This is a genomic window from Mesorhizobium sp. B2-4-2, assembly GCF_006442845.1.
Taxonomy (GTDB): domain Bacteria; phylum Pseudomonadota; class Alphaproteobacteria; order Rhizobiales; family Rhizobiaceae; genus Mesorhizobium.
Map to the genome: position 1 here is coordinate 16,738 of NZ_VFVM01000008.1, position 12,747 is coordinate 29,484.

At 63.9% G+C, this 12,747-nt stretch carries 8 protein-coding genes and 1 pseudogene; 6 read left to right on the forward strand and 3 right to left on the reverse strand.

Features of this window, described 5'->3' with window-relative positions; genetic code table 11:
- Positions 1 to 53 precede the first annotated feature (53 nt).
- Genes FJ942_RS18460 through FJ942_RS18470 form a run of 3 tightly spaced genes read right to left on the reverse strand, consistent with a single transcriptional unit; the run spans position 54 to position 6,534 of the window.
- Positions 54 to 1,610 (reverse strand): trimethylamine methyltransferase family protein, encoded by a 1,557-nt coding sequence (locus tag FJ942_RS18460; protein ID WP_210243344.1) that lies wholly within the window; start codon positions 1,608 to 1,610, stop codon positions 54 to 56.
- Between the two features lie 14 nt (positions 1,611 to 1,624).
- Complete coding sequence (locus FJ942_RS18465; protein ID WP_140818984.1) at positions 1,625 to 4,090, reverse strand: FAD-dependent oxidoreductase; 2,466 nt, start codon at positions 4,088 to 4,090, stop codon at positions 1,625 to 1,627.
- Entirely contained in the window at positions 4,087 to 6,534 is a 2,448-nt protein-coding gene (locus tag FJ942_RS18470; RefSeq protein WP_140558736.1) for an FAD-dependent oxidoreductase, read from the reverse strand. The genes FJ942_RS18465 and FJ942_RS18470 overlap by 4 nt, the downstream gene beginning before the upstream one ends.
- Positions 6,535 to 6,653: 119 nt before the next feature.
- Here FJ942_RS18470 and FJ942_RS18475 point away from each other — a divergent pair, with 119 nt between their 5' ends.
- The 6 genes and pseudogenes from FJ942_RS18475 (at position 6,654) to FJ942_RS18495 (ending at position 12,741) form a co-directional block, all read left to right on the forward strand.
- Positions 6,654 to 7,631: a LysR family transcriptional regulator gene (locus tag FJ942_RS18475; protein ID WP_140500683.1), complete on the forward strand. Its 978-nt coding sequence runs from the start codon at positions 6,654 to 6,656 to the stop codon at positions 7,629 to 7,631.
- Between the two features lie 97 nt (positions 7,632 to 7,728).
- A complete protein-coding gene (locus tag FJ942_RS18480) occupies positions 7,729 to 9,060 on the forward strand; it encodes an aspartate aminotransferase family protein (RefSeq protein ID WP_140500682.1) in 1,332 nt (443 codons plus the stop codon).
- A 154-nt stretch (positions 9,061 to 9,214) separates the two neighbouring features.
- Positions 9,215 to 9,325: pseudogene (locus FJ942_RS28870) on the forward strand (integrase); the annotation flags it as partial.
- Between the two features lie 223 nt (positions 9,326 to 9,548).
- Entirely contained in the window at positions 9,549 to 11,030 is a 1,482-nt protein-coding gene (locus FJ942_RS18485; RefSeq protein ID WP_140584229.1) for a PLP-dependent aminotransferase family protein, read from the forward strand.
- Positions 11,031 to 11,159: 129 nt separating this feature from the next.
- A complete protein-coding gene (locus tag FJ942_RS18490; protein ID WP_140500680.1) occupies positions 11,160 to 11,924 on the forward strand; it encodes an ATP-binding cassette domain-containing protein in 765 nt (254 codons plus the stop codon).
- Between the two features lie 25 nt (positions 11,925 to 11,949).
- Positions 11,950 to 12,741 (forward strand): transporter substrate-binding domain-containing protein, encoded by a 792-nt coding sequence (locus tag FJ942_RS18495; protein WP_140558734.1) that lies wholly within the window; start codon positions 11,950 to 11,952, stop codon positions 12,739 to 12,741.
- Positions 12,742 to 12,747 lie beyond the last annotated feature (6 nt).

Here is a 12,747-nt window from a genome sequence, read left to right on the forward strand (position 1 = left end):
AGCTCGGCCGGTCAACATTCCACGAACGGGCCATCAAAGATGCGGTGCCGGCTCTAGAAATAAGCCTGGTCCGGCTCGCTGGCCTTGCGGTTGGCGATGAAGGCCCGGAGCGCTTCGTCGATCGCCGGATCGAGCCCCGGATCCTGGTAGTCGTCGAGCAGCCTCTTCCATTGCCGGTTGGCGCGTTGCGCGGCGTCGAGCCGGCCGTCCTCGTTCCATTGCTCGAAGGAATTGTTGTCGCTGCTGGTGGAGCGATAGAAGGCCGAGAGGAAATTGGACTGCGTATGCGCACTGCCCAGGAAATGCGATCCCGGCCCGACCGCTTCGATCGCCTCCATCGCCTGCGCATTGAGCGACAGATCGATGCCTTCGAACAGGCTGGCGACCTTGCCGCAGAGATCGGCGTCGATGACCGTCTTTTCGAAACCGGTGACCAGTCCGCCCTCGAGCCAGCCGGTGGCGTGGTTGATCACGTTGGCGCCGGCAAACATCGACATCAATATGCCCCATGTCGCTTCCTGCTCGGCCTGTGCGTCGGGAAGCTTTGAGGCCGACAGCGAACCGACGGTGTGGAACGGCACGCCGACGCGACGCGCCAACTGCCCGCAGGCGAGCACCATCTTGCCCGCTTCCGGCGTCCCGAATGTCGGCGCTCCACTCTGCATCGAGATCGTGCTGGCAAAGCTTCCCATCAGGCAGGGCGCGCCGGGGTTGATCAGCTGTACGAGGCTGAGACAGGCGAGCGCCTCGGCCAGCACCTGCGCCAGCGTGCCGGCGACCGTGCAGGGGCTCATCGCGCCGGCCAGCGTCCATGGCGTGCAGGCGACCGGCTGGTTATTGCGGGCGCAGACCTTCAGCGAACCCGACATGTTGGCGTCGAGCACCAGCGGCGCATTGGTGTTGGAGACGTTGTAGAGCACAGCGTTGTTGGCGACGAACTCCTCGCCGAAGACGATCTTGGCCATGTCGACCGCGTCCTGTGCTCGCCTCGAACCGATGAACGCGCCCATGAAGGCACGGTCCGAATGGCGGATGTGGGTGTAGAGCATGTCGAGATGACGCTTGTTGGCCGGCAGGTCGACAGGCTCGCAAACGACGCCGCCCGAATGATGTAGATGCGGGATCATCTGATGGATCTTCACCAGATCGCGGAAGTCCGCGATCGTGGCGTAGCGCCGTCCGCGATCGAGATCGTGGACGAAGGGCGGTCCCCACGACGGACACAGCACGGTGTTGTCGCCGCCGATCACCACCGTGTTGGCTGGGTTGCGAGCGTGCTGCTTGAATTGCGAAGGCGCGGTGGCGCGGATGATCGTGCGGCACATGCCGGGCTCGAAGCGAACCCTGGTGCCCTGCACGTCGGCGCCTGCATCGCGAAAGATGTCGAGGATCTCGGGATCGTCATGGAACTCCATGCCGACCTCCTTGAGCAGCCGGTCGGCATTCGCCTCGATCAGGCTCAGGCCTTCCTCGTCGAGGATATTGAACGTGCCGATCCGCCGGCTGATGTAGGGACGCCGCGGCGCCTGCTGGGCCAGGCGCTGGCCTTGCCTTCCCGCTCGGCCCCCGCTTCGTGGCGCTAGAGCGTCGATCATCGCGTCCTTGTCCATTTTCGTCTCCGTGATCAGGCAGGCATGAAGGCGGCCGGCGCATCGGCCTGAAGGCCGCGCAGCCGCAGATTGTCCGGATCGTAAGGCGCTTTCTTCAGCTCCCGCGCCGTCAGTTCCCTGCCGAGGATCGAGACGGTCAGGCCTTCAGCCGCAACACCGGGTCGCAGATAGGCGAGCGCAACGGTCTTGCCGGTGCGGAAGCCGTGGCTGCCGGAGGTAACGACCCCGACCGGGCGCCCCGCCTGCATCACGGCGTGGGCGTAGAACGGCAGCCTCTCGCCGTCGTCATCGATCTCGAGCAGCAGCATGGACCAGGCGCTTTCGCCGATGCGCTCCAGCATCGCCTCACGGCCGACGAACGTCCGGTTGTCAGTCTTGACCAGCGCACCCAGCCCAGCCTCCAGCGGCGTACGTTCGGTGGTCAGGTCGGCGCCCCAAGCACGATAACCTTTTTCCAACCGCATCGCGTTGAGCGCGTAGATGCCGAACGGACGCAGGTCGAACTGCGTTCCGACCTTGGTGATCGCTTCGTAGAGCTTGCCGAACTGCGCCAACTGAACGTGCAGTTCCCATCCGAGCTCACCGGCATAAGAGACCCGGAGCGCTGCCGTCTTGATGCCGGCCACGCGGATGATCTGCGCGGAAAGCCAGGGGAATGCAGCATTCGATAGATCGGCTTCGCAGATCTTTCCCAAGAGGTCACGGGCACGCGGCCCCATCACGCCGAGCACGCCGCGCCTTTCGGTGACGTTGTCGATCGTCACACCTGGAAAGGCTGCGGCGCGTGAGCGTAGCAGACCTTCGTCATGTCGCTCCGCAAGTGCTGCGCTGGTCAAGTAGAACCCATCGTCGCCGAGTCGGGTCACGGTAAATTCCGACGCCACGCCGCCCTTTGCCGTCAGCGCGTGAATGAGCCCGATGCGGCCGTGACGTTCCGGTGGTCGGTTGGCGCCGAGCGAAGCCATGAAGGCGCTGGCGCCTGGTCCGCCGATCTCGAATTTGGAGAAGGCCGAAAGGTCGATGGCGCCGACGCTGGCCTGCACGTCACGGCACTCGCCGCGCACCGCGTCGAACCAGCCGGGCTTGCGGAAGGTCAGTGGCGGGTCACGGTCGGCGCCCTTGGCAGCGAACCAGTTCGGCCGCTCCCAGCCATAGGCGGCGCCCAGCACTGCCCCCTGGCTTCTCTGAAGTTCGAGCGCCGGCGTCGTGCGGCGCGGGCGGCCGGCCTCGCGTTCCTCGTTGGGATAGTGGATGCCGAATTGCAGGCCGAACCCTTCCACCGCCTTGTCGATGCGATAGTCGCGGTCGGCATAATTGCCGAAGCGGCGTGGGTCGATGGCAAGCGCATCCATTGGCGGTGATCCGTCGACGATCCAGTCGGCGAGAAAGCGACCGGCGCCGCCGCCTTCCATCACGCCCATGCTTGAGCCGGTGAGCAGCCAGGCATTGCCGAGGCCGAATGCCGGACCGACCAGCGGATTGGCATCCGGCGTGAAGGTGATCGGCCCGTTGACCACCGTCTTGATGCCGGCATTGGCGAGTGCCGGGACACGCTCCATCGCCAGCGCGATGATGTGCTCGACCCGATCCAGGTCGGGCGGCAGCAAGTCCATGCCGAATTCTGGTGGCACGCCATCGACCGCCCAGGGGTGAGCCGACTTTTCATAGGGGCCGACGATAAAGCCGTCGCGCTCCTGGCGCAGATACCAGCTTTCTTCCGGATCGCGGATGATCGGCAGTTCCTTGGCGCCGGCGGCGATCCGGTCGGCAATCTCGGGGACGGTATCGGTCACGACATATTGGTGCAGCATCGGCACCACGGGCAGGTCGAGCCCCATCATGGCGCCAATCTCGCGGCACCATGTGCCGGCCGCGTTCACCACATGCTCCGCGACAATGTCACCCTGTTGTGTGCGGACCAGCCACTCGCCCGATGGCTTGCGCTCGATTGCCAGGACCGGATTGTGGCGCACGATCTCGGCGCCGCGCGAGCGCGCGCCGCTGGCCATTGCGTTGGTCGCCAGCGTCGGATCGACATGACCGTCATTGGGCTCGTAGATCGCGCCTATGATGCCGTCGGTATGGCAGAGCGGATAGATCTGCTTGAGCTCATCGGGACTGAGAATGTGGAAGTCATGGCCGACGAACCGGCCAAGCCCCTGCACATGGCGGAATTCGTCCATGCGCTCCGGCGAGCGCGTAATGCGCAATGCGCCGCTTGGGTGGAAACCTGTCGGCAACCCGGTCTCGGCGGTCAGGATTTCGCGATAGAGCCGCACCGAATGCGCGCGCATCTCCATGATCGTCGCATTGTGGGCGAAATGCGTGCAGAGCCCGGCGGCGTGCCAGGTCGAGCCTGCTGTCAGCTCCTGCCTCTCGACGAGCATGACATCGCTCCAGCCGCGCTTGGCCAGATGATAGAGCAGCGACACGCCCATGGCGCCGCCGCCGATAACGACCACGCGGGCCTGTTGTCTCATGAATTTTCCTCCGCGCTTACGCGCATGCGCGATCCGGTTGGGTCATAGGGTGGCTTGTCGAGTGGGCGCAGCCTGTAGCGCGCACCGGCCACCGCGATCTGGTAGTCGCAGGCAAGCAGCTGCGTTTTCGTCTCGCCTGGATCACAGGCAACGTAGCCCAGGCAAAGGCTGAGCCCCGTGCGAACGCCGAGGCCACCTGACGTCGTCAACCCGGCAAGTTTGCCGTCGCGATAGATCGGTTCGTCATGCAGCAGAAGCGGATTGTCGCCGTCGACGGCGAAATGCATGAGCCGGCGCTTCAGGCCATCGGCCTTCTGCTTCAGCAGGGCATCGCGGCCGATGAAATCATCCCTCTTCCAGGACACCGCGAAGGACAGGCCCGCCTCCAGCGGCGTGTCCTTCGGCCCGATATCATGGCCCCAATGGCGATAGCCCTTTTCCAACCGGCAGCCATCCAGCGCGTAGTGGCCACAAAAGGTCAGGCCATGGGCGCCGCCCGCTGAGACGATCATGGCAAGCAGGCTCTCGCCGTGTTCGACCGGCACATAAAGCTCGAAGCCGAGCTCGCCGACAAAGCTGACTCGGGTCGCCCGCACATTCGCGGTGCCGATGTCGATGCGGCGCGAAGTCGAGAACGGGAAGGCTGCGTCCGAAAGATCGACGTCGGTCAGGCTCTGCAGCAGCGCCCGCGAATTCGGCCCCATGACCCCGAGAACGGCCTCTGCGGACGTGGCGTCGAAGACCGAGACGTTGAGACCAAGATCCTCAGCATGGCGCGCGATCCAGTCAAAATCTTTCTGTCTGGTCGCGGCACCTGAAATAACCCGGAAGCCGTGCTCGTCGACTCGCGTGACCGTCACATCGGCCTCGATGCCGCCGCGTGCGTTGAGCATCTGCGTATAGACGGCGCGGCCTTCGGGCCTGTCGACGTCCCCCGCGCACAGGCTTTGCATCAGCTGGATCGCGTCGCGTCCACGCACATCGATCTTGGTGAAGGGCGAAAGCTCGAACAGGCCAACGCCTTGCGCCATTCGCTCGGCTTCGGCCCTGGCCGGGCTCCACCATTTCTGAGCGCCGACGGAATAGCCGCGCGTCTCCGTGCCGCCGAACCAGAGCGGTCGCTCCCAGCCGGTCGGCGCGCCGAACACAGCACCCGCTTCGGCGAACGTACGGTGAAAGGCGGAACGCCGCACGTCGCGCCCGGCGGCGGCCTGCTTGTAAGGCCAATGCATGCGGAAGAGGTCGGCAACCGCTTCCTCCATCCTGGCGCCGACGAAAGAGCGCGCCGCGGCGGCGCGGTCGAAGCGGGCGATGTCAAGCGCCCACAGATCGAGGCTGGGCTCGCCGTCGACGATCCATTCGGCCATGGCCTTGCCGGCGCCGGCCGACGACATCATGCCTGTCGAGTTGAAGCCGGCGGCGACATAGAAGCCGCGCAGATAGGGCGACTCGCCCATCAGCGGCCGCGTGTCGGGGGTAAAACTCTCCGGGCCATTCATGAAGTGCCTGATGCCGGTCTGCGACAGCGCCGGCAGGAGTTTCAGTCCGGCCGACATGAAAGGCTCGAACTGCTCCCAATCCTCGGGCAGTTCGAGGAATGGCCTGTCGCCAGCCGGTCCGCGAACATCGAAGAGCTTGGCGTTCGGCTCGAAGCCGCCCAACACCAGCTTGCCGGAATCGCCCTTGATGTAGATGCCTTCGTCGAGGTCGCGCAGGATGGGAAACGGATCCTGCAGACCGGCGATCGGCTCCGTCACGACATACATGTGCTCGACGGCCTGCAGCGGCACAGGAACGCCGGCGAGCGCGCCGATATCGCGCGCCCAGGCGCCGGCACAGTTGACGACGGTCTCGCAATCGATGGTGGCGCCGGAGGCCAGCTTGACGCCAACGACCCGGCCGTTGCGGGTCACGATGCCCGAACAGGCTAACCCTTCGAGGATGCGGATACCGGCGGCGCGGGCCCGTTTTGCATAGGCCGCACAGATATCAACTGGATTGGCCTGGCCGTCTTCCTCGACCCACAGCGCGCCCTCGACGCCATCGGTGACGATGCCGCGCACGTGCTCGGCCACGCCCGCCTGATCGACAATCCCAACGGTGAGGCCGCAGACATCGCCCAAATGCGCGATGCGCTTCAGTTCGTCCATGCGCTCCGCACGTCGCGCCAGCCACAGGCCGCCGGTGCGGCGGTAGCCGGACGCCTGGCCCGTCAGTTCCTCGAGGCGTGGAAACAGCTCGGTCGCATATTGCGCCAGCCTTGTCAGGTTGAGGCTGGCGCGTAACGGACCGACGATTCCGGCGGCGTGCCAGGATGTGCCGCTGGTCAGTTGGTGGCGCTCCAGAAGGACGACATCGCTCACGCCCAGTTCGGCAAGGTGATAGGCAATGCCGAGGCCAATGACACCGCCGCCAATGATCACGATGCGTGCGCTGCCATTCACCTTGTGGGATACCTTCGCTGGATTGGAACAGCGCGATCTTTTCCCGCTAAACCACTTGCGCTCAACCCAAATTTCGCAACATTAGGAAAACTTATGATGCTTCACGGGCGGAGTTGCGGGTGAAGAGCGGCAGTTTCGATTTCAACCTTTTCCGATCGATCGAGGTTTTCGTCGCCATCGTCGAGACCAGGCACGTCACCCAGGCGGCACAGATGCTGGGCATGACGCAATCGGCCGCTTCGCAGCATCTGAAGAACCTGGAAAGCGCGCTCGGCGTCAGCCTGATCGATCGCAATTTGCGGCCGATCGAGCTCACCAAAGCCGGCATCGCGCTGCATCGCCGCGCCGTTGCCATACTGGCCGAGGTCGAGGGCCTGCGCACCGACGCGCGGCGCGTCAATGCAGCACCGCTGCCGCTGTTGCGCATCGCGCTTCTGGCGTCGATCGCGACAACGCTGGCGCCGGCGCTTTCGGTCCTTGCCCGCAAGGGTTTCGGCATTCCCGAGCTCAGCCTGTTCGCGGGTTTGGCGACCGACCACGTCGCCTTGCTGCGGGCCCGCCGCGCCGACCTCGCCGTCACCTCCGGCGAGCTGTTCGAGATTGAGGGACTGACACGTTATCCTGTGATGACCGAAAAATTCCTGCTGGTGACGCCAAAGGGTTTTGCCGGCGATGTCGGTGACATCGTCAAGCTCTCCAAGAAGCTCGCCTTCGTGCGCTTCTCGCGCGAGACGCCGGTTGGCCTGCGCGTCGACCAGCATCTGAGCCGCCTGCGCATCGAGATCCCGCGTGCCATGGAAGGTGACCGCTCCAGCGTGGTGATGGCGCCGGTCGCGGCCGGCATGGGCTTTGCGATCCTGACGCCGACCCTGCTCATCGACGGGCTGGCGGAGGGTATGGAGATTGACGTCCATCCCTTGCCGTTCACCGGGCTGTCGCGCAACATCCTTCTGGTCGCGCGCGAGCGGGAGCTCGGAAACCTCCCCGAGGCTTTCGCCACGCGTACCGCGGAAGTGCTGACCAACGCGATCAGCACCCGCCTGCCTGGCCTTCCCGCCGACTGCTATGCCGTCGATCGCCCCTCGTCGCATGACTAATCAACTCCATCAGTTATCCTGATAAGGAGGTTTGGCGGTGTGCGCGCCGCGCATTCCGTGTTTTCAATCCAGGAGTTCGCAACACGGGAGACACGGCATGAACGCTCCGCACGTCCATTCCAACCTGGACATCGACTGGTCGACCGAGGCCATCGTCGATCGGCGGAACCGCTTCTATTCGGCCACGCAGCGCAAGTTCGTTCCTTACAAGGACCCGCTGATCCTCAAGCGCGGCAAGGGCCAGTATGTCTGGGACGAGAAGGATCGTAAATACATCGACCTGCTCGGCATGAATCTTTGCATCTCGGTCGGCCACGCGCATCCGCAGGTGGTCAAGGCGGCCACCGAGCAACTGGCGGAACTGACGCATTGCACGACGATGTTCTACCACCCGGTTCCGGCTCAGTACGCGGAGGAACTGGTGGCAACGATGCCGGCCGGTCACGATTGGGTCGTACATTTCACCAACAGCGGGGCCGAAGCGATCGATCTTGCGCTGCTGATGGCGCGCTCGCATACCGGCAACATCGACATGCTGGCGCTTGCCTCGAGCTATCACGGCGCCACTTTCGGCGCGCAGTCGGTGACCGGGATAGCGGGTTTTCGCCATCCCGTGCCCCAGCTTGGCGGGGTCACTTTCGTGGCCGAGCCCAACCAGTATCGCGGCATTCATGGCGAAGGCTTGCAGCCCTATCTCGACGAGGTCGAGCGCGCCATAGCGAGTTCAACCAGCGGCGGGCTGGCCGGCATGATTATCGAGCCGGTGCAGGGCTATGGCGGCATCGTGCCGATGCCGCCGGGCTACATTGCCGGCGCTGTCGAGCGTGTCCGCGCGGCCGGCGGTCTCTGTATCATTGATGAAGTGCAATCCGGTGTCGCCCGAACCGGCGATGCCTTCTGGGCGTTTGAATCCCATGGCATTGTGCCCGATATCGTCGTCATCGCCAAAGGTGTGGGCAACGGCATCCCGCTCGGCGCGGTCATCGCCAAGCGAGATGTCGCTGAATCCATGGCCGATAAATTTCTGTTCCACACCTATGGCGCCAATCCGGTGGCATGCGCGGCCGGCCGAGCCGTGCTAAAGGTCATAAAAGAGGAACGACTCCAGGAGAACGCCCGGGATGTTGGCGCGGTGCTCAAGGGTCGCCTTAACGACATGAAGGAGCGCTTTCCAATCATCGGCGATATCAGGGGCCGTGGGCTTATGCTTGCGATCGAACTCGTCAAGGACGGCGCGACGAAAGAGCCGGCGCCGGAGGAGACGCTCGCCATTTTCGAGGAAACGCGCCGCAACGGGCTCGTCGCCAGCCGCTCGGGACCGTACCGCAATGTCATCCGCATGTGTCCGCCGCTTTGCTTAGCAATGTCCGATATCGAGGATGTCGTCGACCGCTTCGAAAAAAGCTTTGCGGCATTCAGCGGTCAATAACGGTTCCTGTGCTCGGAGGGGCACAAACCTTTGGCGGCGGCTGAGCAGCAGAGAGAATCATTCGGAAAGGACCGGGCCCGCCCAAACCGGCTCTGTCGACGTGCGGAGGCTGAGCTGTCAGAAACATGCTTGTTGGATTGAGGTCAGTTATCCTCTGGGAGCCATCCAGTCTTTGCTCGGTCATAGCAAGATCGTGAACACGGTCCGCTATCTGGGAGTCGATGTAGAAGATGCTCTCGAACTTGCCGAGGCAACTGAGGTGTGATCAAGAGCGGCTCCACTTCACGAGTGGAGCCGTGAACAATTTGCGCGTGCATCTCGGCCATTTGGTGAACGCTGCCAGTGGCTGAAAGCTGGCATTCGACGCATGCAGAGAAGGCTTTCTGCTTATCGTTCGTCATGTGATAGGGTGATTTCAATTCGATAGGAAGATCATCCTTATGGCTGCGTCGCCGCTCGTGAGGTCCCGCCGTAGCCGGTGAACAGACATGCACGCTTTCAACTATCCCAGCTGGAACAGGATCGTCTTCGACCGCAGCCGTGGCACGCCGTTGAACGAGCAACTTTTCGAGCAGTTACGCCGCTGGATACGGGATGGCATCGTGGCGCCAGGAGCGCGCCTGCCGCCAAGCCGCGTCATGGCCGAGGAACTCGGGCTCTCGCGCAACACCGTTGTCCTCGCCTATGAGCGACTTGCCACGGAGGGCTATGTCGCACGTCGGATCGGCGCCGGCACCTTCGTCGAAACCATGCTGCCGGAAGACAATCACCCCCGAGCCGAGACGGCGGTCATACCGGTGTCAGGTCCAAATGCGCTCCCGGCACCCTCGCGCCGCGGCCAGGCGCTGCTCGACATGAACCTGCCAGCCGAACGCATCGAGACCTACGATCTCAGCGCCGGCGTGCCGGCGCTGAACGAGTTCCCCTATGACGAGTTCGCTCAGATCGCTAGCCGCCGCTGGCGCGAGCACGCCAGCGCCCACACCGGCTATGACTATTCGCGCGGCGCGCCACTGCTGGCCACCCGCATCGCGGGCTATCTGGCGGAGGCTAAAGCGATCAACTGTCGTCCCGAACAGATCATCGTCATCGGCAATACGCTGCAAGCGGCCGCTCTCGCGTCTCATGTTCTGCTCGACCGCGGCGACACCGTTCTGGTCGAGGATCCTTGCCACATGCCCGAGATCGCCACGCTGGAAGCCTTCGGCCTTGTCACCGTTCCCGCCCCGCTCGACAGGCAAGGCTTCGACACAGAAGCCGCCGGCGTGATGGTCCGAGAGGCGCGTATGGCCGTTGTCTCCCCGACCGAGCAATGGCCGTTCGGCTGCACGATGACGGCGGATCGCCGGCAAAAGCTGCTTGATTGGGCGGCGGACCGGCCCGGCTGGATATTCGAGGATGATTCCAATAGCGAGATCCGCTGGTCGGGCGAAGCGCAGACGACGCTCTACGCGCGCGATCCGCGGCGGGTCATCTATACCGGCTCGTTCAACCGCATGCTGGCGCCCGGCCTGCGGCTCGCCTATTTGATCGCGCCGATGCCGCTGGTCGAGGCGTTCGCCCTCGCCCAGCGTATTTTCTCCTTCTACGCACCGCTACCGGACCAGGCGCTGGTCGCCGACTTCATGGACCAGGGGCGACTCGCCTCGCACCTTCGGCGTATGCGCACCATCTACCGCGATCGCGCCGCCTGCCTGACACAATGCCTGCGCGCAAAGCTGCGAGACGGCTTCGATGTTCCCGACGTTCACGCCGGCCTGCACCTGACCGTCCACGCACGCGAACCGTTTGACGACGTGGCCGTATCGCGAACACTGCTCCAGAAGGGGCTGGACTGCCCACCACTCTCGCGCTACGCACGCCGGGAAACCAAGCCGAGGGGTCTTGTGCTGGGCTTCGGCAACACGTCGGTCCGCCGCATCCCGCGTTGCGTCGACATCCTCGCGCAGACTATCCTCGAACACGGTTGACGACGCATTCACAGCCCACGGGACTGGAATTGGTCCGCTGCCCGTCGGCGAAATTGGCTCTTTGGGCAGCCGCGCTTCCGGGACAATCTCCGTGTCCAGCCGATCGGGAGGCAAGGGCACCAAGTGGACATGGACCAAAACACCGTCCTGCGGGCAAATAACATCCGTAAGAGCTTCGGCGCTCTGGAAGTCTTGAAAGGCGTCGACCTGGTCGCCCATGCCCATGACGTGATCACCATGATCGGCGCCAGCGGGTCGGGCAAGAGCACCTTCCTGCGCTGCATGAATCTTCTGGAAATTCCCGACGCCGGCACGATCGCGGTGGAAGGCGAGGAATTGACGCTGGATCGCAGTTCGGGGCGCGCGAAGCTGAATGCGCGCCAGATCAATCGCATCCGCAGCCGCATCGGCATGGTCTTCCAGAGCTTCAATCTGTGGAGCCAGCGCACCGTGCTCGACAACGTGATGCTTGCACCGATGAAGGTGCTCGGCCTGTCCAAACAGGAGGCCCGGCAGCGAGCCGGGGCCTATCTCGCCAAGGTCGGGCTGTTCGAGAAGCGCGACCACTACCCCGCGCATATTTCCGGCGGCCAGCAGCAGCGCGTCGGCATCGCCCGCGCGCTGGCGATGGAGCCGAAGCTGATGCTGTTCGACGAGCCGACCTCCGCGCTCGACCCGGAACTGGTCGGCGAGGTGCTCTCGGTCATGCGCACGCTCGCCGAAGAAGGACGCACGATGATCGTCGTCACCCATGAAATAGGTTTCGCGCGCGAGATCTCGCGCGAGGTGCTCTTTCTCCACCAGGGCATGGTGGAGGAGCGCGGCCCGCCGGGACAGGTTCTCGGCGATCCGCAATCGGCGCGCTGCCGGGCCTTCCTGCAGCGCGTTCTTTGAACAGGACAAACAACAGGGGAACGTGATGAAAAAACTTGTCTTGATGCTTGCGGCCGGCCTCGCCGCCTTCGCCACGCAGGTCTCGGCGCGCGACCTGCGCGTCGGCAGTGAATGCACATACCCGCCGTTCAACTACAAGGACGCGAACGGCGAGTTGCGCGGCTTCGACATCGATGTCGCGAAGGAAGTTGTCAAGCGCCTCGGCGCCGACGCCTCCTTTGTCTGCATGCCTTTCGATTCGCTTATTCCGGGCCTTGTCGCCGGCAAGTTCGATCTTCTCGCCGCGTCGATGTCGATCACCGACGAGCGCAAGAAGAGCATCGACTTTTCGATCCCGTACCGCTCCTCCACCGCCCGGTTCGTCGGTCCGGACGGAAGCGATGCCAAGCCGCTGACGGACGACGGCAAGCCCAACCCCGATGGTCTCAAGGGCAAGACCATCGGGATCGAGCGTGCCTCAACTTACGAGAACTACATGCGAGACAACTTTCCTGAGGCCACGATCCAGCTCTACGACACGGCCGACAACATGCTGCTCGACCTGACCTCGAAGCGGACCGATCTCGTCTTCGCCGGCCCGATCAAGCTCGCCAACGACTTCCTCAACAAGGACCGAGGCAAGGGTTACAAATTCATCGGTCCGGAGATCAAGGACGTGAAGTATTTCGGGCCAGGCGTGGGCATCGGCATGCGCAAGGACGATGCCGGCCTTCGCGACGAGCTCGACAAGGCGATGAAGGCCATGATCGACGACGGCACGTTCAAGACCATCAACGACAAGTACTGGTCGTTCAGCGTGCTGCCGGCATCGAACTAGGCCGAG

Bases quoted from the DNA above. Each gene is read 5' to 3' on its own strand.
- FJ942_RS18480 (WP_140500682.1), top strand. From the start codon at position 7,729: ATGAACGCTCCGCACGTCCATTCCAACCTGGACATCGACTGGTCGACC.
- FJ942_RS18460 (WP_210243344.1), bottom strand. From the start codon at position 1,610: ATGGACAAGGACGCGATGATCGACGCTCTAGCGCCACGAAGCGGGGGC.
- FJ942_RS18495 (WP_140558734.1), top strand. From the start codon at position 11,950: ATGAAAAAACTTGTCTTGATGCTTGCGGCCGGCCTCGCCGCCTTCGCC.
- FJ942_RS18465 (WP_140818984.1), bottom strand. From the start codon at position 4,090: ATGAGACAACAGGCCCGCGTGGTCGTTATCGGCGGCGGCGCCATGGGC.
- FJ942_RS18490 (WP_140500680.1), top strand. From the start codon at position 11,160: ATGGACCAAAACACCGTCCTGCGGGCAAATAACATCCGTAAGAGCTTC.
- FJ942_RS18485 (WP_140584229.1), top strand. From the start codon at position 9,549: ATGCACGCTTTCAACTATCCCAGCTGGAACAGGATCGTCTTCGACCGC.